Annotated in this window: 22 protein-coding genes; 16 read left to right on the top strand and 6 right to left on the bottom strand. The window is 69.5% G+C overall.

All coding sequences use genetic code 11. The annotated features are described in order from the left end of the window. The first annotated feature begins 89 nt into the window (after window positions 1–89). A complete protein-coding gene (gene pta, locus NVU01S_RS40865) occupies window positions 90–2162 on the top strand; it encodes a phosphate acetyltransferase (RefSeq protein ID WP_043670603.1) in 2073 nt (690 codons plus the stop codon). A gap of 102 nt (window positions 2163–2264) precedes the next feature. After that, window positions 2265–3482, top strand: a complete 1218-nt coding sequence (locus tag NVU01S_RS40860; protein WP_043670606.1) for an acetate kinase — start codon at window positions 2265–2267, stop codon at window positions 3480–3482. Between the two features lie 297 nt (window positions 3483–3779). Here NVU01S_RS40860 and NVU01S_RS40855 read toward each other — a convergent pair whose 3' ends face one another. The 3 genes from NVU01S_RS40855 to NVU01S_RS40845 are packed head-to-tail and all read right to left on the bottom strand — an operon-like array spanning window position 3780 to window position 8554. Beyond that, entirely contained in the window at window positions 3780–6182 is a 2403-nt protein-coding gene (locus NVU01S_RS40855; protein WP_043670609.1) for a serine/threonine-protein kinase PknG, read from the bottom strand. 6 nt (window positions 6183–6188) lie between these two features. Continuing rightward, window positions 6189–7169, bottom strand: coding sequence for a glutamate ABC transporter substrate-binding protein (locus tag NVU01S_RS40850; protein WP_042260103.1), 981 nt, complete (start codon window positions 7167–7169; stop codon window positions 6189–6191). Further along, window positions 7166–8554 carry a GlnX family signal transduction membrane protein gene (locus tag NVU01S_RS40845; protein ID WP_043670761.1) on the bottom strand — a complete coding sequence of 463 codons (1389 nt, stop codon included), beginning with the start codon at window positions 8552–8554 and terminating at the stop codon, window positions 7166–7168. The genes NVU01S_RS40850 and NVU01S_RS40845 overlap by 4 nt, the downstream gene beginning before the upstream one ends. A gap of 181 nt (window positions 8555–8735) precedes the next feature. Here NVU01S_RS40845 and NVU01S_RS40840 point away from each other — a divergent pair, with 181 nt between their 5' ends. After that, a complete protein-coding gene (locus NVU01S_RS40840; RefSeq protein ID WP_043670612.1) occupies window positions 8736–9401 on the top strand; it encodes an NUDIX hydrolase in 666 nt (221 codons plus the stop codon). A 46-nt stretch (window positions 9402–9447) separates the two neighbouring features. On the opposite strand, the gene thiE is transcribed toward NVU01S_RS40840, so the two are convergent. Further along, on the bottom strand, window positions 9448–10146 hold the full coding sequence (thiE, locus tag NVU01S_RS40835; protein ID WP_029893276.1) for a thiamine phosphate synthase: 699 nt from the start codon (window positions 10144–10146) through the stop codon (window positions 9448–9450). Window positions 10147–10315: 169 nt separating this feature from the next. On the opposite strand from thiE, the gene thiO reads away from it, so the two are divergent. The 6 genes from thiO to NVU01S_RS40805 all read left to right on the top strand — a co-directional run bounded on the left by thiO (window position 10316) and on the right by NVU01S_RS40805 (window position 15551). Beyond that, complete coding sequence (thiO, locus tag NVU01S_RS40830) at window positions 10316–11410, top strand: glycine oxidase ThiO (protein ID WP_043670763.1); 1095 nt, start codon at window positions 10316–10318, stop codon at window positions 11408–11410. After that, complete coding sequence (gene thiS, locus NVU01S_RS40825; RefSeq protein ID WP_043670615.1) at window positions 11407–11625, top strand: sulfur carrier protein ThiS; 219 nt, start codon at window positions 11407–11409, stop codon at window positions 11623–11625. The genes thiO and thiS overlap by 4 nt, the downstream gene beginning before the upstream one ends. Continuing rightward, window positions 11618–12382 (top strand): thiazole synthase, encoded by a 765-nt coding sequence (locus NVU01S_RS40820; RefSeq protein WP_042260109.1) that lies wholly within the window; start codon window positions 11618–11620, stop codon window positions 12380–12382. Before thiS ends, NVU01S_RS40820 begins: the two co-directional genes overlap by 8 nt. 160 nt (window positions 12383–12542) lie before the next feature. Beyond that, window positions 12543–13487 carry an ABC transporter ATP-binding protein gene (locus tag NVU01S_RS40815; RefSeq protein WP_014988795.1) on the top strand — a complete coding sequence of 315 codons (945 nt, stop codon included), beginning with the start codon at window positions 12543–12545 and terminating at the stop codon, window positions 13485–13487. Next, window positions 13487–14248 (top strand): ABC-2 transporter permease family protein, encoded by a 762-nt coding sequence (locus tag NVU01S_RS40810; RefSeq protein ID WP_014988794.1) that lies wholly within the window; start codon window positions 13487–13489, stop codon window positions 14246–14248. Before NVU01S_RS40815 ends, NVU01S_RS40810 begins: the two co-directional genes overlap by 1 nt. A 538-nt stretch (window positions 14249–14786) precedes the next feature. Further along, window positions 14787–15551: an adenylate/guanylate cyclase domain-containing protein gene (locus NVU01S_RS40805; RefSeq protein ID WP_043670767.1), complete on the top strand. Its 765-nt coding sequence runs from the start codon at window positions 14787–14789 to the stop codon at window positions 15549–15551. A gap of 1 nt (window position 15552) precedes the next feature. On the opposite strand, the gene NVU01S_RS44440 is transcribed toward NVU01S_RS40805, so the two are convergent. Continuing rightward, the gene (locus tag NVU01S_RS44440) at window positions 15553–15723 is read right to left on the bottom strand and encodes a CG2302 family histidine operon protein (protein WP_507762151.1); all 171 of its coding nucleotides are present in this window, start codon (window positions 15721–15723) and stop codon (window positions 15553–15555) included. A 190-nt stretch (window positions 15724–15913) separates the two neighbouring features. On the opposite strand from NVU01S_RS44440, the gene NVU01S_RS40800 reads away from it, so the two are divergent. The 7 genes from NVU01S_RS40800 to NVU01S_RS40770 all read left to right on the top strand — a co-directional run bounded on the left by NVU01S_RS40800 (window position 15914) and on the right by NVU01S_RS40770 (window position 25128). Next, window positions 15914–17626 carry an acyclic terpene utilization AtuA family protein gene (locus tag NVU01S_RS40800; protein ID WP_043670618.1) on the top strand — a complete coding sequence of 571 codons (1713 nt, stop codon included), beginning with the start codon at window positions 15914–15916 and terminating at the stop codon, window positions 17624–17626. Beyond that, window positions 17623–18822, top strand: coding sequence for an acyl-CoA dehydrogenase family protein (locus tag NVU01S_RS40795; protein WP_052280603.1), 1200 nt, complete (start codon window positions 17623–17625; stop codon window positions 18820–18822). The genes NVU01S_RS40800 and NVU01S_RS40795 overlap by 4 nt, the downstream gene beginning before the upstream one ends. Continuing rightward, window positions 18819–20417 (top strand): acyl-CoA carboxylase subunit beta, encoded by a 1599-nt coding sequence (locus NVU01S_RS40790; protein ID WP_043670624.1) that lies wholly within the window; start codon window positions 18819–18821, stop codon window positions 20415–20417. Before NVU01S_RS40795 ends, NVU01S_RS40790 begins: the two co-directional genes overlap by 4 nt. Window positions 20418–20425: 8 nt before the next feature. Continuing rightward, window positions 20426–22429 carry an acetyl/propionyl/methylcrotonyl-CoA carboxylase subunit alpha gene (locus NVU01S_RS40785; protein WP_043670627.1) on the top strand — a complete coding sequence of 668 codons (2004 nt, stop codon included), beginning with the start codon at window positions 20426–20428 and terminating at the stop codon, window positions 22427–22429. 77 nt (window positions 22430–22506) lie between these two features. Further along, window positions 22507–23667 (top strand): acyl-CoA dehydrogenase family protein, encoded by a 1161-nt coding sequence (locus tag NVU01S_RS40780; protein WP_042260120.1) that lies wholly within the window; start codon window positions 22507–22509, stop codon window positions 23665–23667. A 58-nt stretch (window positions 23668–23725) separates the two neighbouring features. Continuing rightward, the gene (locus NVU01S_RS40775; protein WP_014988786.1) at window positions 23726–24508 is read left to right on the top strand and encodes an enoyl-CoA hydratase family protein; all 783 of its coding nucleotides are present in this window, start codon (window positions 23726–23728) and stop codon (window positions 24506–24508) included. Window positions 24509–24513: 5 nt separating this feature from the next. After that, a complete protein-coding gene (locus NVU01S_RS40770; RefSeq protein ID WP_029893255.1) occupies window positions 24514–25128 on the top strand; it encodes a TetR/AcrR family transcriptional regulator in 615 nt (204 codons plus the stop codon). Between the two features lie 29 nt (window positions 25129–25157). Here the strand turns inward: NVU01S_RS40770 and NVU01S_RS40765 are convergent, their stop codons facing one another. Continuing rightward, complete coding sequence (locus NVU01S_RS40765) at window positions 25158–26198, bottom strand: hypothetical protein (RefSeq protein WP_043670630.1); 1041 nt, start codon at window positions 26196–26198, stop codon at window positions 25158–25160. Window positions 26199–26212: the final 14 nt, after the last annotated feature.

The raw sequence follows: 26212 nt of genomic DNA, 5'->3' as shown, positions 1-26212 counted from the left end.
GCCGGTTGCGGGTTGTCCGATTCGGTCCGGTTCGTGATGACGGTCTCGCGACGCAGCAGAGATAGCGGCGGGTTCACTAAGCTCTGGGCATGGCCGATCACGCTCCATCCACCGTGTACATCGCCTCGCCGGAGGGGGACACCGGGAAGTCGACGGTGGCCCTCGGGGTGTTGCAGATGCTGTGCGCGACCACCGCGCGGGTCGGGGTGTTCCGGCCGATCACGCGGTCGACCACCGAACCGGACTACATCCTGGAGCTGCTGCTCGAGCACAGCACCGCCGATATCGACTACGCGCAGGCGATCGGTGTCACCTACGAGCACGTGCACGCCGACCCGGACGCCGCGATCAGCGAGATCGTGATGCGCTTCCACGAGGTGGCGAAGGTCTGCGACGCGGTGGTGGTGGTCGGCAGCGATTACACCGACGTGGCCAGCCCCAGCGAGCTGCGCTTCAACGCGCGGATCGCGGTGAACCTCGGCGCGGGCATGCTGCTGGTGGTGCGCGGTTCGGGGCGCACGCCCGCCGAGGTGAAGCACCTGGCCGAACTGTGCGCCAGCGAGCTGGCGCTGGAGCACGCGCAGCTGGTCGCGATCGTGGCCAACCGCTGCGATCCGGAGCAACTCGGCGAAGTGCGTGCCGCGCTGGGCGGTTTCGCGGTGCCCTCGTGGACGCTGCCCGAGGTGCCGCTGCTGATCTCGCCGACGATGGCCGAGCTGTGTAGCGCCATCGACGGCGAAATGTACAGCGGCGACCAGGAATTGCTGCAGCGGGAGGCGTTGAAGATCATGGTCGGCGGGATGACCGCCGAACACATCCTGGAGCGGCTCACCGACGGTGTGGTGGTGATCGCGCCCGGTGATCGCTCCGACGTGCTGCTCAGTGTCGTGAACGCGCATGAGGCGGAAGGCTTTCCGTCGCTGTCGGGCATCATCATGAACGGCGGCATGCTGCCCCATCCCGCGGTGGCCCGGCTGATGACCGGCCTGAAGCCGAAGCTGCCGATCCTCACCACCGAACTCGGCACCTACGACACCGCCAGCGCCGCCTACCGCACCCGCGGCCGCATGTCGGCGGGCAGCCCGCGCAAGGTGGACACCGCGCTCGCGCTGATGGAGGAGCATGTCGACGCCGCGGAGTTGTTGCGGCGCATCGAGGTTCCGATCACCAACGTGGTGACCCCGCAGATGTTCGAATACCAGCTCATCGAGCGGGCCCGCGGCGATCGCAAGCGGATCGTGCTGCCCGAGGGCGACGACGACCGCATCCTGCGCGCGGCGGGCCGGGTGCTGCAGCGCAAGATCGCCGATCTGGTCATTCTCGGTGACGAGCAGTCGGTCCGGGCGCGCGCCGCGGAACTGGGCGTGGACATCTCGGCCGCGCAGGTGCTCGATCCGCGCACCTCCGGACACCTGGACGAGTTCGCCAAGGAATACACCGAACTGCGCAAGCACAAGGGCATGACGGTCGAGCGGGCGCGCGAAACCATGTCCGATATCTCGTATTTCGGCACCATGATGGTTTACAAGGGGATCGCCGACGGCATGGTCTCCGGCGCCGCGCACACCACGGCGCACACCATCCGGCCCTCGTTCGAGATCATCAAGACCGTGCCCGGGGTGTCCACGGTGTCGAGCGTGTTCCTGATGTGCCTGGCCGACCGGGTGCTCGCCTACGGCGACTGCGCGGTGGTACCGGACCCGTCCTCGGAGCAGCTGGCCGATATCGCGATCTCCTCGGCGGGCACGGCGGCCCGGTTCGGCATCGAGCCACGCATCGCGATGCTGTCCTATTCGACCGGTGAGTCCGGCAGCGGCGCCGACGTGGACAAGGTGCGGGTGGCCACCAAGCTGGTCCGGGAGCGCGCGCCGCAACTGCCGGTCGAGGGGCCGATCCAGTACGACGCGGCGATCGAGCCGACGGTCGCCACCACCAAACTGCCGGACTCCGAGGTGGCCGGGCGCGCAACGGTGTTCGTGTTTCCCGACCTCAATACCGGTAACAACACCTATAAGGCGGTGCAGCGCAGCGCGGGCGCCATCGCGATCGGCCCGGTGCTGCAGGGCCTGCGCAAGCCGGTCAACGACCTGTCCCGGGGCGCGCTGGTCGCCGACATCGTCAACACGGTGGCGATCACCGCGATCCAGGCGCAAGGGGACTGAGGTGTGTCTCGTCGGCCACAGCCGGTGCGCGCTACGGAACAGAGGTACGGCGCCGGTGGTTGCCGAGGGAGTGCGGAGCACCCGCGGAACACAGGAGGACTGATGAGTACACCTGCCGACGACCTGGTGCTGGTGATCAATTCCGGCTCGTCGTCCATCAAATACCAACTCCTGGATCCGGAGTCGAGCGTGGTCACCGCGTCCGGCATGGTCGAGCGGATCGGCGAGGAGAACGGCGGGATCGAGCATCACGCCGACGGCGAGACCACCGAGCATCGCGGTCCGATCGCCGATCACACCGCCGGATTGCGGCTGGTCTTCGAGATGTTCGCCGATACCGGGCACGACCTGGCCGAGGCGGGCGTGCGGGCGGTCGGGCACCGGGTGGTGCACGGCGGTGAGGTGTTCTATCGGCCGACATTGATCGACGACGAGGTGGTCGCGGCGATCTCGAAGCTGTCTTCGCTTGCCCCACTGCACAATCCGGCGAACGTGGCCGGCATCGAGAGCGCGCGCACGCTGCTGCCCGGCGTGCCGCAGGTCGCGGTGTTCGACACCGCGTTCTTCCACGGCCTGCCCGCGGCCGCGAAGACCTACGCGATCGACGCGAAAGTCGCTGCCGCGCACGGCATCCGCAAGTACGGCTTCCACGGCACCTCGCACGAGTACGTTTCCGGGCAGGTCGCCGAGCTGCTCGGCCGCGATCCGGCGGAGCTGAACCAGATCGTCTTCCATCTGGGTAACGGTGCGTCGGCCTCGGCGATCCGCGGCGGCCGCCCGGTCGACACCACGATGGGGCTCACTCCGCTGGAGGGTCTGGTGATGGGGACCAGGTCCGGTGACCTCGATCCCGGCATCGTCGCGCACCTGGTGCGTTCCGCGAACATGGATATCGATCAGATCGACACCCTGCTCAACCGGGATTCCGGCATCAAGGGTCTGTCGGGGGTGAACGACTTCCGTGAATTGCAACGCCTCATCGACAGCGGTGACGGCGCCGCGCGCCTCGCCTACGACGTCTACATCCACCGGCTGCGCCGCTACCTCGGCGCCTACCTGGTCGATCTGGGCGGCGTCGACGCGATCACCTTCACCGCGGGCGTCGGCGAGAACAGCCCGCAGGTGCGCGCGGACGCGCTGGCGGGCCTGTCCCGCTTCGGCATCGAGGTCGACGCGGCCGCGAACACCGCGAAAGACCGCACTGCGCGGCGCATTTCACCGCCGGACGCGGCGGTGGCGGTACTGGTCGTGCCGACGAACGAAGAGTTGGCGATCGCCCGTGCGGCGCACGGCGTCGCCGCGGCGGAAGCGCCTCGCTAGTCGAATTACCTTATCGGCGGCCAGTTTTCGGTCCGCGCGGAAGCCGGGATGCTGCGGCGGGTGCCCGGTCGGGAGGGAAGACCGACCGGGCCGGATCCGCCGCTCGGAGCAGCTGGCCCACCGGACGCGTCGTCCGCCGCGGCACGGGCCGGAGGGCAGTCCGGGTGTCGTGTACCGGGTCCGCGAGGGCATCGGGTCCCGGGAGGGTTGCGGCGGATCGGCGCCCGGTAGGCCGGATGAACCTGATCCGCCGCCGACTCTGCCGGACGCAGTATGAGATTTTCGTGAGTGTGCCGCTCACACCCAGGTTTTGGCGCGGATCGAGTTCGCCAGGTCGACCAGGGCGTAGCGATGGTTGCGGCCCGGTGCGCTGCGGGCCAGGGCGCGCAGGCCCGCCTCGGTGCCCATCCGCAGGTCGCGTTCGGTGAACGGAGCGCCGAAAAGCGTGGCGTCCGCGCGTTTCGGGGTGTTGCCCGCCTGCAGCCAGGCCAGCGCCGCGCCGAGCACGAGGACGCGCATCTGGACCGCGCGCCCCTCGCCGGCGGGCAGGCTCGACACCCGCGACGCCGAGATGTGCAGGGTGGCCTCGTCCAGTTCGGCCACCGGGGCGGCGGTGAGCAGCAAGAGCACCGCGGTCATCCGCGCGGTGGTGAAATGCCGTGAGGCGGCGGGTACTTCATCGAGCGCGTGTACGGCGTCGGTCACCCGGTCGGCCGCGGCCAGCTGCCTGGCCAGGCCGAAGGCGGCGCTCACCACCGCTCGGTCGGTGCGCCATACGGTGTCGTAGAACTTCTCGGCGTAGCGCCGCCATTGCTCCGGATCCGGCGAATCCCACTGCTGCAGTATCAATTCCGCGGTGGCGGCCAAGGCCAGTTTGGGCCCGATCTCGCCGGGCAGCACCCGCAGCACCTCGTCGAAGCTGGCGAAGGCGGGCTCGTAGGCCAGGTCGAGCAGCTGCGCCAGGCCGCGATACCAGTCGACTCGCCAATCGTTGTCGGGCAATCGGGCGAGCAGGGGCAGCACCGCCGCCGACTCGCCGAGGTCTAGCCGCACCCGGGCCTCGGCCAGCGCCAGTTCCAGATCCAAGGTCTCCGGGACGTTGCCGGGATCGGACTCGGCGCGTTCGCGGGCGGTGCGCAATGCTTCGAGCGACTGCTCCGGTTCGGGATGCACCGTCGAGGCGAGCAGCGGCGCCGACGGATCGGCCGAATCGAGCAGCGGAGTAGGCAGCGCCGCAACGACTTCGCGCGCCTCGAGCTGTTTACTGCGCCCCTGGCCGTCGGCGTAGGCGTCGGTCTGGCTGATCACTTCCTCGGTGCCGAAGCTGCCGCGCTGCGGGCCGAACACCGTCGACAGCTGCGGATGTTCGGTATCGGTGTCCAGCGCCAGAATTTCGCGCAGCACCCCGGACAGCTGCGCCGACATCGCGCGGGCGGACGGGAAGCGGCGCTCGGGATCGGGATCGGTGGCGCAGAGCAGCAAGCGGTGGAAGAACTCGTAGCGCTCGAGCAGGGGATGGTCGGCGGGGTCGGGGATGCCGTCGAGGTAGCGCCCCTGCTCCATCGGCATCTCCAGCGTCAGCACGGCCAGAGTGCGGCCGACGGTGTAGATGTCCGAGGCGACGGTCGGGCCGGTCTTGGCGATCTCGGGCGCCTGGAATCCCCTGGTGCCGTACAGGTTTCCGTAGGATTCGATGGTGGCGACGGCGCCGAGGTCGATCAGCTTGACCTGATCCTCGGTGACCATGATGTTGTCCGGCTTGAGGTCGTTGTAGGTCAGCCCGATGTTGTGCAGATAGTCCAGCGCGGGCAGGATTTCGAGCAGGTACGCGATCGCCTCGGCGACCGGCATCCGATGCGGCCGCGCATAGGAATTGAGGATGTCGCGCAGGGAGCGCCCGCCGACGTACTCCATCACGATGTAGCCGATCGGCGCACCGTCGTCGTCGGTGTGCTCGACGAAGTTGTGGATCTTCACGATGCTGGGGTGGGCCACCTCGGCGAGGAATTGGCGTTCGGCGACGGCCACGGCCTGCGCTTCCGCGTCACCGGCGTGCAGCAGGCCCTTGAGCACCACCCAGCGATCGCTGACGTTGCGGTCGATGGCCAGGTAGATCCAGCCGAGCCCGCCGTGCGCGATACAACCCTGCACCTCGTACTGGCCGGACACCATATCGCCCTCGTGCAGCGACGGCCGGAAATCATAAGGAGCCGAACAGGTTTCGCAGGTCCCGGCGGTGACCGCGGGGCGGGTCGCACTGGCCCGGCCGACCGGGCTGCCACAGCGCCAGCAGAACCGCCTGCCCTCCGACACCACCGGGTCGGTGAGCACCGCGGCCCGCGGGTCCGCGGGGGCGACCGATTGGATGGGCACCAGTCCGCCGCCGAGCCTGCGCACCGTCGGCCGCGAGCGCGCGGTCCGGAAGCTGCGGCCGGAGGTGCGCATGGTCGCCGCCGAACCCGGCTCCGAATTGGGCCGTTCCACGCCGACGACGGTTTCCGCGGCCGCGGCGGACTTGGCCGGACGGCTCGCGGCCCTGGCCAACTCGGTGTGCGGCGGTTCGGCGGCCGAGTTCGCCGCGGGGGCGGCCGGTTTCGGCGTGCGGTTCGAGTGCACCGTCACATCGGACGAAGCGGTCGAACCGCCCGGGGCGGCGGCGCTTTCGTCCGCGTCGAGGGAAGGATCGTCGGAGTCGTTCATCGGCGGTCAGTCCAGGTAGTTCGGTGCGGGCGGACCGGGCGACGGACCGAGGACGGACAACCACTGGCGGTAGAAGCGATCCCAGGTCCCGTCGTTGCGAATGCGCTCCAGGGTGCCGTTCACGAACCGCACCAGGTCGTCGTCGCCCTTGGGGATGCCGATGCCGTACGGCTCCACGCTGATCTTGTCGCCGACCACCTGCGTGTAGGGGTCCTGTGCGGCCAATCCGGCGAGGATGGAGTCGTCGGTGGTCACCGCGTCGACCTGGCCCTGCTGCAGCACGACCAGGCAGTCGGCCCAGTTGGGCACGGTGAGAATGGTGGCGGCGGGCTGCTGCACGCGGATGCGATCCAGCGACGTGGTGCCGCGCACCACGCACACCCGCTTACCCGCCAGATCGCCGACACCGTTGATCCCGGAGTTCTTGAACGCGAGCACCCGCTGATAGGAGTGCAGATAAACGGTGGAGAAGGTGACCCGCTGCCGCCGCTCACAGGTGATCGTCATGGTCTTGGCCACGATGTCCACATCGTGGCTCTGCAGGGCGATCTCCCGGTCGGCGGAGCCGAGCATCCGGTACTCGACCAGGTCCGGGCTGCCGAGCAGATCGCGCGCGACCTCGCGGGCGATATCGGAGTCGAAGCCGACGATGGACCCGGTGATCGGGTCGCGGAAGCTGAAAAGGTTACTGCCCGCGTCCAATCCGACGAGCAGGCGACCGCGGGCCCGGATCGCGTCGATGCTCGGACCGCGTGCCCCGGCCGCGGCGCCGGTGGGGCGCAGGCTCAATGTCGGGTCGCCGCATTGCGGCGCCTTGTCCGAGGAGAACGGCGAATCCGTCAGTACCGGAATGGCTTTGGCCGGATAGGGCGGTTCGGTGTACTTGGTCGTGTTGGTCGGCAAGGGTGCGGCGGGTTGGCTCGTACAACCGCCGAGCAGCGCGACGGCGGCGAGCGTGGCGGCGAGCAGGCCGCGGCCGGGTCTCATCGGTACTCCCGTAATCGAGGCCAGAGGCCGATTCCGACGCAGCCCGCGGCCACGATGCCGAGCAGCAACGCCCCGGGGCCCATGAAGTCGAGCACCCAGGCGGCGCGGAATATCTTGTCCCGTAACGTATTACGCGTCTTGTCGATGCCCTTTTCCAGTGCGCTGTCCAGCGCCTCGACCTGCGCCGCGGCGTCGGCCGCGCCCGGGCCGGTCGCCACCGTCGCCGCACCGTTGAAGTCGCCGCGGGCCAGGGTGTCGTTCATCCGCTGGTGTGCGACCCGCCAACGGGACAGTGCCGGAACGGCATTGCGCACGTCTTCGGCGGCGGGCGCGGAACTCGGATACCCGCCGAGCAGGTCGGCGAGGCGGGCGATGTTCGCGTCGAAGGTGCGGTCGTAGTCGCCGGTGGCATCGCGGCGGGCCAGTTTCAGCGTTTCCGCGGAGCGGGCCTGCTGGGCCAGGATCCGGCTCTCGGTCAGCCGCGAGGCGGGCACCGCGCCGTCGTCGCGGGCGCGAATCATCGAGGTGGCCGAGATCGCGCCCGCGACCACGGTCCACACCAGCAGCACGACCACCGCCGCCGAGGCGAGCAGCAGCCCGGGGTTGAGCACCCGGCGCCAGCGCTTCGCGAGATCGAACTGCGCCCACACCAACGCCGTCAGCGCGAGGATCAGCAGCACGATCGCGGTCCACGGGGGCCGGACATGGTTGCGCTGGGCCTCGGTCACCGCCGCCGAACGCCGGTTCTGAAGTTCCTCGGCCATCGGCAGCACATCGGTCTGCATCTGGTTGGACGCTTCGCTCAGATACGCGCCGCCGACCGGATAACCGCTGCGGTTGTTGGTCCGCGCGGTCTCGATGAGGCCCGTGTACACCGGCAACCGGGTGGCAATTCCGATCCGGAGGTTCGTGTCGGTCGTGTCGGCCACGCCCGCCCCGGCGCCCCGGGTGTGGCCGGTCTGCGCGACCAGTTCCGCGGCCGCCTCACCGATCGCCTGGGTATAGCGATCGCGCACCGTCTGCGGCTCCAGCCCGCCCGCGATGAACGCGGTGCTCGCCGCGGCGTCGGCGATGGACAGCGAGGTGTAGAGGCGGTGCGCGGAGTAGGAATCCGGTTCGGTGTCGTCGAGCAGGACAGTGAGTGCCTGCTGCCGGTCGCCCACGGTCGCGCCGGTCACCCAGCCCGCGGCCACACACAATGTGATGAGCAGCAGTCCGATCGCGATCAACCGGCCGGGCGAGGAGCGGGCGAACAGTCGCAGCCGGGCGGGGTCGAACTGTTCGCGCACGAGCGCGACCCGCAGGGCCGCCGGACTGTCCGCAGCGGCCGGCTCGGCGATCGACGACGGTCGTAGTGCTGTCGTTGTCTGCCCGGTTCGAGCCATGTCCACCTCCTCAGTCTGGGCCGTATCCGCGGATTTCTCGACGGTTCGACCGACCGGTCGATCGCTCCGCGTGTGCTGGTGCGGAGTTTATTGTGGTCGTAGTGGCGCCGTGGCGTGTGAAATACCCCTGGTTGGCAGTCAGCGGTAGGTCCGGGGACGGCTGGATGAAGATGGGTACGAGATGCGTGGTGACGGTGACGGGTGGTCGCGGGGGCCCGACGGATTGAAACACTGGGGCCGCTTCGGCGCCGCGGGGCTGCTGCTGCGCGCGCCGCTCACCGACGGCGGCTCGGCGGTGCTGATGCAGCATCGGGCGGCGTGGAGTCATCAGGGCGGCACCTGGGCCCTGCCCGGCGGCGCCCGGGACAGTCACGAGACCCCGGTGCACGCCGCGGTGCGCGAGGCCTGGGAGGAAGCGGGCATCGATCCCGCCGATGTCCGGGTGCGCAGCGAGCGGGTGACCGCGGCCGCACAGAGCGGCTGGACCTACACGACGGTGATCGCCGACGCCGGCCGCACGCTGCCGACCAGCCGCAACCGCGAGAGTTCCGAACTCGCCTGGATTCCGGAGGCCGAGGTCGAAGCGCGGCTGCTGCATCCGGGCTTCGCCGCCGCCTGGCCCGGCCTGCGTGCCGCGCCGGCCCGGATCTGCCTCGAGGAACTCGACGAGGACCGGGCCGTCGCCGCGGCGCTGCCGCGCACCGTCGACCTCGCGGCCCGCGGCTTCTTCTGGTTGCACACCGATCCCGACGGCCCCGGTGACTGCGCACGCATCACCGACGCCCCGTCCGACGACGCGGCGGCGGGCACCGTGCTGTCGCTCACCAGGGGCCAAGTGCTCTCCTGAGGGTGCCGAGCATCGGAACTGCCACCGCCGCACGCTGTTCGAGCGGTCAGGCGTTCGCGAGGAGCGCGGTCTTCAGAGCTCGGGCCGCCGATTGCGGATCGTCGGCCGCGGTGATCGCGCGGACCACCACGATGCGGGTCGCGCCCGCGCCGAGCACCTCCGGCAGGTTGTGCGCGTCGATGCCGCCGATCGCGAACCAGGGCCGGGTCGGGTGGGCGTCGGAGGTGGACCGGACCAGGTCGATGCCCGCGGCCTGGCGGCCCGGCTTGGTCGGTGTCGCGTACACCGGGCCGGTGCAGAAGTAGTCGATGTGCTCGTCGATCGCGGCGAGACCGGCCTGTGCGCGGTTGTGCGTGGAGCGGCCGATCACCACGTCCTGGCCCAGGATGCGGCGGGCGTACCAGGGCGGCAGATCGCCCTGCCCGAGGTGCAGGATGTCGGCGCCGGCGGCCAGCGCGATATCGGCGCGGTCGTTCACCGCGACCAGCGCGCCGTGCCTGCGGGCCGCGGCCTTCAGTTCGGCCAGCGCGCCGAGCTCGGCCCGTGCCTCCAGCGGACCGAACTTCGCCTCGCCGGGCGAACCCTTGTCGCGGAGCTGGATGATGTCGACCCCACCCGCGAGCGCGGCTTCGGCGAACTTGGCGAGGTCGCCCTTTTCCCGCCGGGCGTCGGTACAGAGATAGAGCCGAGCGGTGGCCAAGCGCTCCCTGGGCGATGCGGGTCGATTGGGGTGGGACGGTTGCACGCCTTCGACCGTAGCCGCGCTACCGTGGGGAAGCGAACGGCGGCACGAGCGCCGGGCCCGCCGGCCGCTCGCGCGATGGCCGCGCACGGCGGCCCGCCGGAGTTCGGGCGCGGGTGACCAGGAAGGCGCCCGGAACGTCGCCGACCAGATACAAAGGCAGGTGGAACGGATGCGGACGCTGGCCGTCGTCGGTGGCGGCGTCATCGGACTCGGCGTGGCCTGTCGGGCCGCCGAGGCCGGCTGGTCGGTCACCCTGTTCGATCCCGCCGTCGGATCCGGGGCCTCCTGGGTGGCGGGCGGGATGCTCGCTCCGCTGTCGGAAGGCTGGCCCGGCGAGGATCGGGTGCTCGATTTCGGCGCCGCCGCACTGGCCCGCTGGCCCGAGTTCGCCGCCCGGATCGAGGCCGCCACCGGGGTAACGGTCCTGGTGGCCGATGCGACCCTGACCGTCGCGCTCGATGCCGCCGACGTCGCGGACCTGCGCACCGTGGCGGACTGGGTCGGCGGCCGCGGCCACGACCTGCGGCTGCTGGATCGCGCGGGCGTCCGCGCGCTGGAGCCGTCGTTGGCGCGCACGGTGCGTGCCGGACTGCACGCGCCCGCCGAGCCCGCGATCGACAATCGACGGCTGGTGGCCGGATTGCGCCAGGCGGCCGAGGCCGCCGGGGTGCGGATCCGCGCCGAATCGGTCGACTCGCTCGACGCACTCGACCACGATCAGATCGTGCTCGCCGCCGGCGCCGCCTCGGCCCGGCTGTGGCCCGGGCTGCCGGTCCGCCCGGTCAAGGGCGAGATCCTGCGGCTGCGGCAGCGGCCCGGCGTGGCGCCCGCGCCGCAGCGGGTGATCCGGGCCAGGGTGCACGGCCGGGCGGTGTACCTGGTCCCGCGCGCCGACGGAATCGTGGTCGGCGCAACCCAATACGAGGCGGGTTTCGACACGACGGTGACCGTCGCCGGGGTCCGCGATCTGATCGCCGACGCCGAGGCGATATTCCCGAGCATCGGCGAATACGAGCTGGCCGAGGCGAGCGCCGGCGCGCGCCCCGGCACACCGGACAACCTGCCGCTGCTCGGCAGGCTCACCGACCGGATCATCGCGGCCACCGGCCACGGCCGCAACGGCATGCTCACCATGCCGCTGACCGTGGACGCGGTGCTCGCCCAGCTCGCCGGAACCCCGTTGCCCGAGGCGGAACACGCCGACCCGCAACGCTTTTCGACGGCTCACCCGCCGTCCTTGTCATCCGCAGGAGGAGTTCGATGACTTCGACATCCGTCCCCATCGGCGTCACCGTGAACGGTACCGATCACGAGTTCGCCGAGACCCTCACCGTGCGTGAGTTGCTGAGCCGCCTCGAGCTGCCCTGTCAGGGCATCGCGCTCGCGGTGGACGGCGCGGTGTTCCCCAAGTCCCGCTGGGACGAACCGGTCGGGCGGGGCTGGCAGATCGAGGTGCTCACGGCGGTCCAGGGTGGCTGAGGCATACGCCCCGCTGCGCATCGCGGACCGCGAGTTCGGTTCCCGGCTCATCATGGGCACCGGCGGGGCGGACAACCTCGCGGTGCTGGAGGAGGCGCTGGTCGCCTCGGGCACCGAGCTGACCACCGTCGCCATGCGCCGGGTGGATGCCGCGGGCGGCACCGGCGTGCTGGATCTGTTGAAGCGCTTGGATATTCAGCCGCTGCCCAATACGGCGGGCTGCCGCACCGCGGCCGAGGCGGTGCTCACCGCGCAACTGGCCCGGGAGGCGCTCGGCACCGACTGGGTGAAGCTCGAGGTGGTCGCCGACGAGCGCACGCTGCTGCCCGATCCGGTCGAATTGCTCACCGCCGCCGAACAATTGGTCGACGACGGCTTCACCGTGCTGCCCTACACCAGCGACGACCCGATCCTGGCGCGCCGGCTGGAGGAGGCGGGCTGTGTCGCGGTGATGCCGCTCGGCGCGCCGATCGGCACCGGCCTGGGCATCGGCAACCCGCACAACATCGAGATGATCGTCGCCGAGGCGAAGGTCCCGGTCATCCTGGACGCGGGCATCGGCACCGCGAGCGACGCCGCGCTCGCCATGGAACTGGGCTGCTCGGCGGTGCTGCTGGCGACCGCGGTGACCAGGGCGCGTCAACCGGAGTTGATGGCCGAGGCGATGGCCGCCGCGGTGCGGGCCGGATACCTGGCCAGGCAGGCGGGCCGGATCCCGAAGCGGTTCTGGGCGCAGGCCTCTTCACCCGCGCTCTGACCAGCGCCTATCTCTGCAGGATGACCCCCGATACGTGATCTTCGGGGGTTTGTCAGGGTGCGGGTAGCAGCTCGTCAGGGTGTGGATCATCCTCGAGGATGATCGAAATCGACACCTTCTAGTGACGCGCGTCGCCTGATTTTCGGGAATGCTGGTCGTCATGATCGAGCTGAGAGGGCTGACCAAGCACTACGGGCAGACCGTCGCGGTTCAGGATCTCTCCTTCACCGTTCGACCCGGACAGGTGACGGGGTTCCTGGGCCCGAACGGCGCCGGTAAGTCGACGACGATGCGAATGATCCTCGGGCTGGACAAGCCCACCGCGGGGACCGCGCACATCTTGGGCAAGCCATACCGGGAACTGGACCATCCGCTGCGCACCGTCGGCGCGCTGCTCGATGCCAAGTGGGTGCATCCGAACCGTTCGGCGCGCGCCCACCTCGAGTGGATGGCCGCCTCCAACGACATCCCGAAGTCGCGGGTGGAGGAGGTGCTGCGACTGGTCGGCCTGTCCGAGGTGGCGGGCAAGACCGCGGGCGGTTTCTCGCTCGGCATGTCGCAGCGGCTCGGCCTGGCCGGCGCGCTGCTCGGCGACCCACAGGTTTTGCTGTTCGACGAGCCGGTCAACGGCCTCGACCCGGAGGGCATCCTGTGGATCCGCCGGTTCATGCAGCGCCTGGCCGCCGAGGGCCGCACCGTGCTGGTCTCCAGCCACCTGCTCTCGGAGATGGCGCAGACCGCCGAACACCTCGTGGTGATCGGGCGCGGACAGCTGATCTCCGACACCACCACTCAGGAATTCATCGAGCGTGCCTCCGAACAGTCGGTGCGCGTGCGCAGTCCGCAGCTCGACCAGTTGCGCAGCCTGCTCACCTCCAACGGCATGACCGTGCGCGAAGACGGCAGCGGCCAGGACGGGCCCGCGCTCGTCGTGGCGGGGGTGGCCAGCGACGCGGTCGGCAAGCTGGCCGGCGCGAACGACATCACGCTGTTCGAGCTCGCGCCGCAGCGCGCCTCGCTGGAGGAAGCGTTCATGCGGATGACCGGCGGCGCGGTGCAGTACCACGGCGAAGGCCTCGACCAGGCGATGGGAGGTGCGCTCTGATGGGCGTGCTGGCAGCAGAACGAATCAAGCTCACCTCGACCAGGTCGCCCTGGTGGTGCTCGGCGGTCGTCGTCGCCCTCGGTCTCGGCCTCGCCGCGCTGTTCTCCCTGGTGGTCAAGTCCTCCGGGGACGAGCCCGCGCAGGGCACCCCGAATCTGGACGTGAGCACCGCGACCTCGGGTGTCGTCGGGTTCGGCGTGATGGTGCTGATGATCATGGCCGCGTTGACCGTGACCAGCGAGTACCGCTTCGGCGTCATCCGGACCACCTTCCAGGCGGTGCCCAACCGCACCAAGGTGCTGTTGACCAAGACCGCGCTGGTCGGCGTCTTCAGCGCCGTGCTCACCACGATCCTGGCCTTCCTCGCCGTCGGCGTGGCCAAGGCGATCGCGGGCTCGGCCTCGAACGCCGATCTGGCCCTGGACGGACAGTGGCGGGCGGTCTACGGCATCCCGATCTACGCCTTCCTCATGATCGCCGTCGCGATCGGCGTCGGTGTGCTGGTCCGGCAGTCCGCGGCCGCGATCTCGCTGATCGTGCTCTGGTCGCTGCTGATCGAGCCGCTGCTCGGCGCGTTCGGCAGCTTCGGGCGCAACGTGGGACCGTTCCTGCCGTTCCAGAACGCCAGCCACTTCCTGAGCGTCTCGGATTCCGGCGCCAACTGGCACTGGGGTCCGTGGGGCAGCCTGCTCTACTTCGCCGCCTTCACGGCGATCGTCTACGGCGCCGCACTGGTTCTGGTGAACCAGCGCGACGCCTGACCTGGAACTACCCGAGTCGCCCTCCCTCGCCACTCGGGTCGGGGCGCCGACCTTGTCGGGAGGTCCGCGCGCCCCTGCACCGCCCGCCACTGCCCGGTGGACGGTGTGATCATCGGCCCGGTGCGAATCCCCTTCGCGCCGGGCCGATGAGGTTTCGGCCGAGGGCATTATGGCCGGTCGGCGGGCACTGTGAACATCGCGGAAACTGTGAATCACGTCGCTTCAGCGGGGCCGGATCCGCGGGTACAGTTCGAACCAGCAACCAGCTCGTTATCCATCGGCGGCCCCAATGTCGTGCCCGCTGCGTCCGTCGGGAGGTAGCAAGGTGGCCATGATCAGCGATCCACCAGCCGCGGGACGGCTGAGATACCCTCTGCACGTGAGCGAAACACCTTCCGGCGGTGCTGCGCCCGGGTCGGATTCGGAGGGCGAGGATGCCCTTCCACCCGAGGTCGTCATCCCGCTGGTACCCGCGGACGCGGACGGCCCGATCCGCCGCTCCCGCGCGGGGCTGCGCAAAGGTCAGCTGTCCACGCTGATGAACGCGGCGAACAACCGGAAAGATCTCATCGGAGTGCTCCGCAAAGCGCGGGAGCAGCTGCCCGGTGACCCTTCTTTCGGTGACCCGCTGTCGGTTTCGGGCCCCGGTGGTGCGCGGGCCGTCGCGCGCGCCGCGGACAAGCTGGTCGGCGACACCCCCAGCGCGGCCAGGGAGATCGGTTTCGGTGCGCTGCAGGTCTGGCAGGCGATGCTGGAGCGTGTCGGCCGCGGCAAAGGTAACCAAGAGATAACCGTCATGTTCACCGACCTGGTCGCGTTCTCCAGTTGGTCGCTGTCCGCGGGCGACGAGGCGACCTTGGAGTTGCTCCGCCGCGTGGCCAAGGCGATCGAGCCGCCGATCGCCGAGCGCGGCGGTCAGGTGGTCAAGCGGATGGGTGACGGCGTCATGGCGGTGTTCCCGTCCGCCGAGCGCGCGGTCCGGGCCGCGATCAACGCCAAGCGCAACCTGGCCGACGTGAAGGTGCGGGACTACCGCCCGCAGATGCGGATCGGCCTGCACACCGGCTCGCCGCGGGAGATCGGCGGCGACTGGCTCGGCGTGGACGTCACCATCGCGGCCCGGGTGATGGAGGCGGGCGGCAACGGCAACACCATGCTGTCCGAGGCGACGTTGCAGTCGCTGCGGCCGGAGACGCTCGCGGAACTGGGCTACGCCGTGAAGCCGTACCGCCGCAGCTTCTTCGCCGCGCCGCTCAGCGGGGTCCCCGAGGACCTGCGCATCTTCCGGCTGTCCGAGAACTGAGTCAGGATCCGACCCACCAGGTGATGCCGCCCGCCGCGGCGAGTACCGCGCAGACCCCGAGTGCGATCGACAGCGGTCGCGCGGTCTTCCACGTCGTATACGCCCCGCCGAGCAGGAATCCGGCCAGGGCGATCAAGAGAATCACGGTGACATCAGTAGACACGGGGCCCATTGTGCTCTGTCCTGATGACTCGCTTCGCACGCGCTTCCTGCGGTGATCTGACCCACTGCCGATTAACAAGCACGCGCGCTTGCTTTTTTCTGTGCGCGGTGTGATGCTGAACCCCGGAACGCGGACTTCACGGGTGCGGCACGCGGCTGCGCCCCGCCGGTCCGGCACCGCAGAGGAGGCATACCCGCTGATGAGTACGCTGGCCGCGAATCCGGAGGTCCTCCGGATCGGCAACTGTTCCGGCTTCTACGGCGATCGGTTCAGCGCGATGCGCGAGATGCTCGAAGGTGGGCAGCTCGACGTGCTCACCGGGGACTACCTCGCCGAATTGACCATGCTGATCCTCGGCCGGGACCGGATGAAGGACCCGAGCCTCGGTTACGCCAAGACCTTCGTCAAACAGCTCGAGGACTGCCTCGGGCTGGCGTTGGAACGCAACGTGCAGATCGTCGCGAACGCGGGCGGTCTGAATCCCGCGGGGCTGGCGGAGCGACTGCGCGAGGTGGCCGCGGACCTCGGCCTCGACGCCAAGATCGCCTACGTCGAAGGTGACGATCTGGTCGGGCGCGCAAGCGAACTCGGCCTCGGCGCCCCGCTCACCGCCAATGCCTACCTCGGCGCCTGGGGCATCGTCGAATGCCTGCACGCCGGCGCCGATATCGTGGTGACCGGCCGGGTCACCGACGCGTCGGTGGTCGTCGGCCCGGCGGCCGCCCACTTCGGCTGGGGCCGAACCGATTACGACCAGCTGGCGGGTGCGGTGGTGGCCGGGCACGTGATCGAGTGCAGCACCCAGGCCACCGGCGGCAACTTCGCCTTCTTCACCGAACTCGCCGATCTCGGCCGGCCCGGCTTCCCGATCGCCGAAATCCGCAGGGACGGCAGCAGCGTCATCACCAAGCACGAGGGCACCGGCGGCGCGGTCACGGTCGACACGGTCGCGGCGCAGCTCATGTACGAGATCCAGGGCGCGCGCTACGCCGGGCCGGATGTCACCTCCCGGCTGGACACCGTGCGACTCGCCGCCGACGGGCCGGACCGGGTGTTGATCAGCGGTGTCGCCGGCGAGGCTCCGCCCGACACGCTGAAGGTCTCGTTGAATACCCTGGGCGGCTTCCGCAACGAGATGGCCTTCATCCTCACCGGACTCGACATCGAGGCGAAAGCCGAACTGGCACAGCGGCAGTTGGCGTCCTGGCTGCCGACCAAGCCTGCGGAGCTGGACTGGACACTGGCCCGCCTGGACCGGCCCGATGCCGACACCGAGGAGCAGGCCAGCGCGCTGCTGCGCTGTGTGGTGCGCGACGCCGACCCGAACAAGGTGGGCCGTGCCTTCTCCAGCGTCGCCGTCGAATTGGCGCTCGCCAGCTACCCGGGATGCAGCTTCACCACGTTGCCCGGCAACGGTTCACCCTACGGCGTCTACACGCCGGGCTACGTCGCGGCCACCGAGGTGCCGCACGTCGCGGTGCTGCCGGATGGTTCGCGCACCGATATCGCGCCCGCCGCGGACACGCTGGCGCTCGCCGAGGTGGACGCGCCCGCGCTGCCGGAACCATTGGCGGACAGGGAAACCCGGCGTGCGCCGCTCGGCAGCATCGCGCTGGCGCGCAGCGGCGACAAGGGCGGCAACGCCAATGTCGGGGTCTGGGTGCGCACCGAGGACCAATGGCGTTGGCTGGTGCACACACTCACCGTCGACCGGGTGAAAGAGCTGCTGCCCGAGGCTGCCGCGCTGACCGTGACCCGGCATGTGCTGCCCAATCTGCGCGCGGTCAACTTCATCATCGAGGGACTGCTCGGACAGGGCGTCGCCTATCAGGCCCGATTCGACCCACAGGCCAAAGGACTCGGCGAATGGCTGCGGTCCCGTCATCTCGACATCCCATTGGAGTTTCTATGAATTCAGTATCGCGAAGCGATTCCGCCGGGGGCGGCGGTCGGGTGACGGGTGGGCACTGGAATACGCCGGAGCGGCGCGAATTGCGTGCCACGGTGCGCAGTTTCGCGGAGCGCGAGATCCTGCCCTATCTGGACGAGTGGGAGCGCGACGGCGAGATCCCGCGTGAGCTGCACAAGAAGGCGGGTGCGCTCGGCCTGCTCGGCATCCAATTCCCGGAATCCGCGGGCGGTTCCGGCGGTGACGGTATCGACGCGATGATCGTCTGCGAGGAACTGCACCAGGCGGGGGCCTCCGGTGGCTTGTTCGCCTCGCTGTTCACCTGCGGTATCGCGGTGCCGCACATGATCGCCGCGGGCAACCCCGAGCAGATCGAGCGCTGGGTGCGCCCGACGCTGGCGGGGGAGAAGATCGGCTCGCTCGCCATCACCGAGCCCGGCGGCGGTTCCGATGTCGGCCACCTCACCACCACCGCGCGCCGCGACGGCGACCACTACATCGTCAACGGCGCCAAGACCTACATCACCTCGGCCTGCCGGGCCGACTACGTGGTCACCGCCGTCCGCACGGGCGGCCCCGGTTCGCAAGGGATTTCGCTGCTGGTGGTGGAGAAGGGCACGCCGGGCTTCACCGTGAGCCGCAAGCTGGACAAGATGGGCTGGCGCGCCTCCGACACCGCCGAACTGTCCTACGTGGACGTCCGGGTGCCCGCGGCGAATCTGGTCGGCGCGGAGAACTCCGGTTTCTTCCAGATCGCGGGCGCGTTCGTCAGCGAGCGGGTCGGCCTTGCGGTGCAGGCGTATTCGAGCGCGCAGCGCTGCCTCGATCTCACCCTGGACTGGGTGCGCAGCCGGGAAACCTTCGGCCGCCCGCTGATCAGCAGGCAGGCCGTGCAGAACACCGTCACCGAGATGGCGCGGCGCATCGACGTCGCCCGCGTCTACACCCGGGATGTGGCCCAGCGCAGTGCGAATGGCGAGACCGACCTGATCGCCGAGGTCTGCTTCGCCAAGAACACCGCCGTCGAGGCGGGCGAATGGGTGGCCAACCAGGCCGTCCAGCTGTTCGGCGGCCTCGGCTACATGCGCGAATCCGAGATCGAACGCCAATACCGCGATATGCGCATCCTCGGCATCGGTGGTGGCACCACCGAAATCCTGACCGGCCTTGCCGCCAAACGATTGGGGTACCAGTCTTGACCACCCTGCGCAGCACATTGGACACCGCGTCGCCGGATTACGCGGCCGCGGCGGACGCCATGACCGCCAAGCTCACCGAGGTGGAGGGCGAGTTCGCCAAGGCGATCGCGGGCGGCGGGCCGGAGAAGCTGGCCCGGCATCGCAAGCGCGGCAAACTGACCGCGCGCGAGCGGATCGAGCTGCTCGTCGACGAGGATTCGCCGTTCCTGGAGCTGTGCCCGCTGGCGGGGTGGGGCAGCGAATTCCACGTCGGCGCGAGCACCATCGCGGGCATCGGGATCGTGGAGGGCGTCGAATGCATGATCGTCGCGCCCGATCCGACCGTGCGTGGCGGCACGTCCAATCCATGGACACTACGAAAGACGTTGCGGATCAACGATATCGTGCGGGAGAACCGGTTACCGGTGATCTCGCTGGTGGAGTCCGGCGGCGCGGACCTGCCGACGCAGAAGGAAGTCTTCGTGCCCGGCGGTCGCATGTTCCGCGACCTCACCCGCGCCTCGGCGGCCGGAATCCCCACCATCGCACTGGTTTTCGGTAACTCGACCGCGGGCGGCGCCTACATCCCGGGCATGTCCGATCACGTGGTGATGATCAAGGAGCGCTCCAAGGTGTTCCTCGGCGGCCCGCCGCTGGTCAAGATGGCGACGGGCGAGGAGTCCGACGACGAATCGCTCGGCGGGGCCGATATGCACGCCCGCGTCTCGGGTCTGGCCGACTACTACGCGATCGACGAGCAGGACGCGATCCGGCTCGGCCGTGCCATCGTCCGCAGGCTGAACTGGCGCAAGCAGGGCCCGGCACCGCGCCCGACGGTGCTCGAACCGCTGTACGACCCCGAGGATCTGCTCGGCATCGTGCCCTCGGATCTGAAGATCCCGTTCGACCCGCGCGAGGTGATCGCGCGCATCGTGGACGGCTCCGATTTCGACGAGTTCAAGCCGCTGTACGGCAGTAGCCTGGTCACCGGGTGGGCGGAGCTGCACGGCTATCCGATCGGCATCCTGGCCAACGCGCGGGGCGTGCTGTTCTCCGAGGAATCGCAGAAGGCCACCCAGTTCATCCAGCTGGCGAACAAGACCGACACGCCACTGTTGTTCCTGCACAACACCACCGGCTACATGGTCGGCAAGGAGTACGAGCAGAAGGGCATCATCAAGCACGGCGCGATGATGATCAACGCGGTCTCCAATTCGACGGTGCCGCATATCTCGGTGCTGATGGGCGCCTCCTACGGCGCCGGGCACTACGGCATGTGCGGACGCGCCTACGACCCACGGTTCGTCTTCGCCTGGCCCAGTGCGAAATCCGCCGTGATGGGCGGCGCGCAGCTGGCCGGCGTCATCTCGATCGTGGGCCGGGCGGCGGCCGAGGCCAAGGGGCAGCCGTTCAACGAGGAGGCCGACGCCGGGATGCGTGCCATGGTCGAGGCGCAGATCGAGGCCGAGTCGCTGGCCATGTTCATGTCCGGTCGCCTCTATGACGACGGCGTCATCGATCCGCGCGATACCCGCACCGTATTGGGAATGTCCTTGTCGGCCATTCACAATGCCCCGATCAAGGGCGCCGACGGCTTCGGCGTCTTCCGAATGTGAGGGATCAGATGCCAATCTCGAGTGTCCTGGTTGCCAATCGGGGTGAGATCGCCCGCCGCGTGTTCGCCACCTGTCGGCGGACCGGTCTGAGTACCGTCGCGGTCTATTCGGACGCGGACGCGACGGCCCCGCATGTGGCGGAGGCGGATTCGGCGGTCCGCCTGCCCGGCAACACCCCGGCCGAAACCTACCTGCGTGGTGATCTGATCATCGAGGCGGCGCTGTCCGCGGGTGCCGACGCCGTGCACCCCGGCTACGGATTCCTGTCCGAGAACGCCGATTTCGCGAAGGCGGTGCTCGCGGCGGGGCTGGTCTGGATCGGCCCGCCGGTCGAGGCGATCGAGCAGATGGGCTCCAAGGTCGCTTCGAAGAAGATGATGGACGCCGCGGGCGTCCCGGTGCTCGCCGAGCTGGACCCGGCCGAGGTCACCGAGGATCATCTGCCGGTCCTGATCAAGGCGTCCGCGGGCGGCGGCGGGCGCGGTATGCGCGTGGTCCGCAGCCTGGCGGAGCTGACCCCGCAGCTCGAAGGCGCGCGGCGCGAGGCCGAGTCGGCCTTCGGTGATCCGACGGTGTTCTGCGAGCGGTACCTCGAGACCGGCAGGCATATCGAGGTGCAGGTGATGGCCGATACGCACGGCACCATCTGGGCGGTCGGCGAGCGCGAATGCTCGATCCAGCGCAGGCATCAGAAGGTCGTCGAGGAGGCGCCCTCGCCGCTGGTCGAGCGCACCGAAGGGATGCGTGCGCGGCTGTTCGAGGCGGCGCGGCTGGCTGCGGGCGCGATCGATTACACCGGCGCGGGCACGGTGGAATTCCTCGCCGACGAGCGCGGCGAATTCTTCTTCCTCGAGATGAACACCCGCCTGCAGGTAGAGCATCCGGTCACCGAGTGCACCACCGGCCTGGATCTGGTTCGCCTGCAACTCGACGTGGCCGACGGCGCCGCGCTGCCGTCGGAACCGCCTGCGATGCACGGGCATTCGATCGAGGTCCGGCTCTACGCCGAGGATCCGGCGCAGGACTGGCAGCCGCAGAGCGGTACCGTGCACCGGCTCGACATCCCGTTGGTGCGCACCGAATTCGATCTGCTCGACCGGCCGGGTATCCGGCTGGACACCGGTGTGGTGGACGGATCGGTGGTCGGCGTGCACTACGACCCGATGCTGGCCAAGGTCATCTCCTACGCCGAAACCCGCGACGAGGCGGCGCGGCTGCTGGCGACCGCGTTGCACCGGGCCCGGATCCACGGCCTGGTGACCAACCGCGACCTGCTGGTCCGGGTGCTGCGCCACCCGGCCTTCCTGGCCGGTGACACCGATACCGCGTTCTTCGGCACGCACGGATTGGACACGCTGGCAGCGCCTTTGGTGTCCGAGGCCGACGAGGCACTGTCTTTGGTGGCGGCCGCGCTGGCCGACGCCGCGGCGAACCGCACCGCCGCCCGGGCCGGCGGTGGACTGCCCAGCGGTTGGCGCAACCTGCCGTCGCAGTCGACGCACAAGCTGTTCGAGAGCCGTACCAGCGGCACCCACGATATCGGCTACCGCTACACCCGTGGGGTGGTGGCGGTGGACGGCCACGACGGGCTCGCGCTGGTCGAGTCGAGCCCCGACCGCGTGGTGCTCGCGGTGCCGGGCGAAAGAGGCTCGGTCCGTAGGCATTTCGACGTAGCCAGGTACGGCGAGCTGGTGTGCGTGGACTCGCCGCTCGGGCCGGTCAGCGCGCGCAAACTGCCGCGCTTCAGCGATCCGGCCGACCAGGTGGCCACCGGCTCCCTGCTCGCGCCCATGCCCGGCAGCGTGATCCGGCTCGGCGCCGAGGTCGGCAGCCGGGTCGAACAGGGCCAGCCCATCCTGTGGCTGGAGGCGATGAAGATGGAGCACACCATCGCCGCCCCCGCCGCCGGCGTGCTCAGCGCCGTCAATGTCACCGTCGGCCAGCAGGTCGACGTGGGCGCCGTCCTTGCCGTCGTCGATCCCGCCGAGAGCAACGAAAACCAGGAGTCCTGAATGAGAGAGCGCAGCGAACGAATCATGTGCCAGCGTGCCGAGCACATGCCGGAACCGAGCGTCAGCGAGGTGCAGGCATGAGTTTCGTCGAGACTGAAGAACAGCAAGCGCTGAGAACCGCTGTTGCCGCGCTGGCCGCGAAGTACAACTATCGCGACTACGTGCTGCCGAAAGCCCGCGCCAACGAGCCGCTCACCGAATTGTGGGACGAGGCAGGCAAACTCGGCTTCCTCGGGGTGAATCTGCCGGAGGAATACGGCGGCGGTGGCGCAGGGCTCTACGAGCTGGCGCTGGTGATGGAGGAGCTGTCCGCGCAGGGTGCGGGGCTGCTGCTGATGGTGGTCTCCCCGGCCATCTGCGGCACCATCATCACCAAGTACGGCACCGACGAGCAGAAGCAGACCTGGCTGCCCAAACTCGGTGACGGCAGCGGCAAGATGGTGTTCGGCATCACCGAGCCGGACGCGGGTTCCAATTCGCACCAGATCACCACCACCGCGCGCCGCGACGGCGAGGAGTGGATCCTCAACGGCCGCAAGATCTTCATCTCCGGGGTGGATCAGGCCGAGGCCGTGCTGATCGTGTCGCGCACCGAGGATCACAAGACCGGCAAGCTCAAGCCCGCGCTGTTCATCGTGCCGACCGATGCCGCAGGCTTCCACAAGACGCCGCAGGAAATGGACATCATCGAGCCGGATCATCAGTTCACGCTGTTCCTCGATGACGTGCGGTTGCCGGCGAACGCGCTGGTGGGCAAGGAAGACGCCGCGCTGATGCAGTTGTTCGCCGGTCTGAATCCGGAGCGGGTGATGGGTGCCGCGATGGCGATCGGCCTGGGCCGCTACGCCATCGATCGTGCGGTGGAGTACGCCAAGGAGCGCACGGTGTGGAAGACGCCGATCGGTGCGCACCAAGGCATCTCGCATCCGCTGGCGCAGGTGAAGATCGAGCTGGAGCTGGCCAAGCTGATGATGCGCAAGGCCGCGACGCTCTACGACCTCGGCGACGAGATGGGTGCCGCCGAGGCCGCGAACATGGCGAAATACGCTGCGGCCGAGGCCAGTATCAAGGCGCTGGATCAGGCCATCCAGACCCACGGTGGCGCGGGCCTGACCAAGGAGTACGGCTTGGCCGCGATGCTGGCCGCCGCGCGCATCGGCCGGATCGCCCCGGTCAGCCGGGAGATGGTGCTGAACTTCGTCGCGCAGTACTCGCTCGGCCTGCCCAAGTCCTACTGACCACGTCCGCCCGCCGGGGTGCCGAGTGCGGTACCCCGGCGGGGCGACAGGAGACTCGATGACCGAGACATCCACCGCGCCCTACGTCCGCTACGACGTCGCGGACGGTTTCGCGACGCTCACGCTGGATTCGCCGCACAACCGCAATGCGCTGTCGTCGAAACTGGTGGCCGAACTCCTGCAGGGCCTCGATGCCGCCGCGGCCGACGACAAGGTGCGCGGCATCGTCCTGGCCCACACCGGCAACACCTTCTGTGCGGGCGCCGACCTGTCCGAGGCCAGTAATGCCGACCCCGCGGTGGCCGCCGACGAGCGCACCCGCGTGATGATCGGCGTGCTGCGCCGTCTCATCGCCACGCCCAAGCCGGTGATCGCGCAGATCGACGGCAACGTGCGGGCCGGCGGGATGGGCATCGTCGCGGCCTGCGATATCGCGGTGGCCGGGCCGACGAGCAGTTTCGCGCTCACCGAGGTGCGCATCGGGCTGGCCCCGTTCATGATCTCGCTCACCCTGCTGCCGCGTCTGAGCTCGCGGGCGGCGTCGCGCTACTTCCTGACCGGGGAGAAGTTCGATGCCGCGGTGGCCGAGCAGATCGGGCTGATCAGCACCGCCGCGGCCGATCCGGTGGCCGAGGTGGCGCGGCTGCGCGCGGAGCTGCGCAAAGGCTCGCCACAGGGGCTGGCCGAGAGCAAGCGGCTGGTCAACGCGGCCATGCTGGCCGAGTTCGACACCTCGGCCGAGGAACTCGCGCAACGTTCGGCGAGCTTCTTCGGCACCCCCGAGGTGCACGAGGGCATGCTGGCCTTCCTGCAGCGCCGTCCCGCGAGCTGGGCAGAATAGCCCTCATGGCGACACCCCACGAACCCAAGCAGGACCGCAGCCGAGCCACCCGGCAGCGCCTGCTGGAGGCGACCATCGACTGCCTGGCCGAAACGGGCTGGGCGGCGGCGACGGTCGCGGTGGTCGCCGAGCGGGCGGGGGTGTCCCGGGGCGCGGCACAGCATCACTTCCCCACCCGGGAGGATCTGATCACCGCCGCGCTCGAGTACATGTTCGACACCAGGACCCAGCAGGCCAAGGACGAGGCGGTGGCCATGGCCGAGGTGGCCAGCGGGGTCGGTCGCACCGAGGCGGTGGTGGCCGGGCTGGTCGAGTCGTACACCAGCCCGCTGTTCAAGGCGGCGTTGCAGGTGTGGACGCACGCGGCCGCCGATCCGGCGTTGCGGGAGCGAATCGTCCCGCTGGAAGCCAAGTTCGGCCGGATCTCGCACCGGCGCGCGGTGGAGGCGCTCGGGGTGGACGACTCCGATCCGGTCACCCACCATCTGGTCCAGGCCACGCTGGACATGGCGCGCGGGCTCGGCCTGGCCGACGTGCTCACCGACGACTCCGCGCGGCGCAAGGACATCGTGCAGCAGTGGGCGGCGACGCTGCACGAGGCGCTGCACGGCCGCCGCTGAGATCAGTTGTCCGCCTGCGAATCCCGCGGTTACGCGGGTGCTGCGCCGGTCGGGTCGTTTGCTGGGCGAACGTGCTCGAACCACTGAGCCGCCTCTTCGGCGGTGAGGGCCCGCTCCAGCACGAGATCGGCGGGTACGAACGGGAAGTAGCGGCCTGCGGGCCAATGGCGCTCGTACGGCGGCGGATCGAGCACCAGCACCCTGGTCCCGCCGAACACCGGGATATCCGCGGGCGTACCCTCGTTCCATATCCGATCACCATCGGGTGCAACGAGATTGAACGCACCGACGGTGGGCGCCTGCCCCGCGGCGTCGCGGCACATCGCCGCGGCTTCGGCCGACGGGCGCGCGCCGGGCAGATGCTGATCGCCGAGCAGCACGTCGGCGAGCAAAGTGTGCAACTGGAAGTTGTCGGCGATCCCGGTCATTCGCAGCAGGTAGCCGGTCCCGGTCTCGCGGTGCAGGGCCACCAGGGGTGCGTCGTCGAGCAGCGCCAGCATGTAGGCCAGCTCCTTGAACCAGCGCCCCGAGCACTCGGCGAGGTCGCCATGGCGCTGCGCCAGGATCTGACAACCCTCGGGCCCGAACAACTCTCGCACCCGCCGATGCTGCAGCATCGCCAGCGCGGGCGAGACCCACTGGGACAGCGTCCACCATCCCATCAGCGGCTCCAGCCCGAACCGGTCGAGCCACGCGTAGTCGGTGTCGGTCGTGTCCGGGTCGGGCGGCTCGGTGCCCATGTCGTTGCGCCACTGCTCGGCGAATTGCCGGGCGTATCCGAGTGATTTGGCCAGATTCGCGAGGATCACCGGCGCGCACTCCACCGCGTCGTCCGCGGTGGTCACGTACGCGCCCACCATGTTCGCGATCTGTGGCCGCGCCCCGGGCGGCACATGATCGAGCAGCGGGGCGAGCGCTGTGCAGCCGCGCACGATGATCTCGGCGCCTGCCCCGTCCAGCGAGGCCATGAGTTCCTCTTGCGCGAACCGGGTCTGCTCGGGTTCGCGCGCCGAGAGCGCCTGCATGAACGCGCCGACGGCAGTGCAGAAACGGTCGTCGCCCGAACTCATGACACCACCTCGCC

Source organism: Nocardia vulneris (assembly GCF_001613425.1).
GTDB lineage: Bacteria > Actinomycetota > Actinomycetes > Mycobacteriales > Mycobacteriaceae > Nocardia > Nocardia vulneris.
Note: the sequence above shows the minus strand (reverse complement) of the source record. Positions and strands in the feature narration are given on the sequence as shown.

What these genes read in the sequence shown, in the direction of transcription:
- NVU01S_RS40815 (WP_014988795.1), top strand. Translation starts at nt 12,543, where the DNA reads ATGATCGAGCTGAGAGGGCTGACCAAGCACTACGGGCAGACCGTCGCG.
- NVU01S_RS40810 (WP_014988794.1), top strand. Translation starts at nt 13,487, where the DNA reads ATGGGCGTGCTGGCAGCAGAACGAATCAAGCTCACCTCGACCAGGTCG.
- NVU01S_RS40795 (WP_052280603.1), top strand. Translation starts at nt 17,623, where the DNA reads ATGAATTCAGTATCGCGAAGCGATTCCGCCGGGGGCGGCGGTCGGGTG.
- NVU01S_RS40800 (WP_043670618.1), top strand. Translation starts at nt 15,914, where the DNA reads ATGAGTACGCTGGCCGCGAATCCGGAGGTCCTCCGGATCGGCAACTGT.
- NVU01S_RS40850 (WP_042260103.1), bottom strand. Translation starts at nt 7,169, where the DNA reads ATGAGACCCGGCCGCGGCCTGCTCGCCGCCACGCTCGCCGCCGTCGCG.
- thiS (WP_043670615.1), top strand. Translation starts at nt 11,407, where the DNA reads ATGACTTCGACATCCGTCCCCATCGGCGTCACCGTGAACGGTACCGAT.
- NVU01S_RS40860 (WP_043670606.1), top strand. Translation starts at nt 2,265, where the DNA reads ATGAGTACACCTGCCGACGACCTGGTGCTGGTGATCAATTCCGGCTCG.
- pta (WP_043670603.1), top strand. Translation starts at nt 90, where the DNA reads ATGGCCGATCACGCTCCATCCACCGTGTACATCGCCTCGCCGGAGGGG.
- NVU01S_RS40770 (WP_029893255.1), top strand. Translation starts at nt 24,514, where the DNA reads ATGGCGACACCCCACGAACCCAAGCAGGACCGCAGCCGAGCCACCCGG.
- NVU01S_RS40845 (WP_043670761.1), bottom strand. Translation starts at nt 8,554, where the DNA reads ATGGCTCGAACCGGGCAGACAACGACAGCACTACGACCGTCGTCGATC.
- NVU01S_RS40775 (WP_014988786.1), top strand. Translation starts at nt 23,726, where the DNA reads ATGACCGAGACATCCACCGCGCCCTACGTCCGCTACGACGTCGCGGAC.
- NVU01S_RS40805 (WP_043670767.1), top strand. Translation starts at nt 14,787, where the DNA reads ATGAACGCGGCGAACAACCGGAAAGATCTCATCGGAGTGCTCCGCAAA.
- NVU01S_RS44440 (WP_507762151.1), bottom strand. Translation starts at nt 15,723, where the DNA reads ATGGGCCCCGTGTCTACTGATGTCACCGTGATTCTCTTGATCGCCCTG.
- NVU01S_RS40785 (WP_043670627.1), top strand. Translation starts at nt 20,426, where the DNA reads ATGCCAATCTCGAGTGTCCTGGTTGCCAATCGGGGTGAGATCGCCCGC.
- NVU01S_RS40855 (WP_043670609.1), bottom strand. Translation starts at nt 6,182, where the DNA reads ATGAACGACTCCGACGATCCTTCCCTCGACGCGGACGAAAGCGCCGCC.
- thiO (WP_043670763.1), top strand. Translation starts at nt 10,316, where the DNA reads ATGCGGACGCTGGCCGTCGTCGGTGGCGGCGTCATCGGACTCGGCGTG.
- NVU01S_RS40840 (WP_043670612.1), top strand. Translation starts at nt 8,736, where the DNA reads ATGCGTGGTGACGGTGACGGGTGGTCGCGGGGGCCCGACGGATTGAAA.
- NVU01S_RS40780 (WP_042260120.1), top strand. Translation starts at nt 22,507, where the DNA reads ATGAGTTTCGTCGAGACTGAAGAACAGCAAGCGCTGAGAACCGCTGTT.
- NVU01S_RS40765 (WP_043670630.1), bottom strand. Translation starts at nt 26,198, where the DNA reads ATGAGTTCGGGCGACGACCGTTTCTGCACTGCCGTCGGCGCGTTCATG.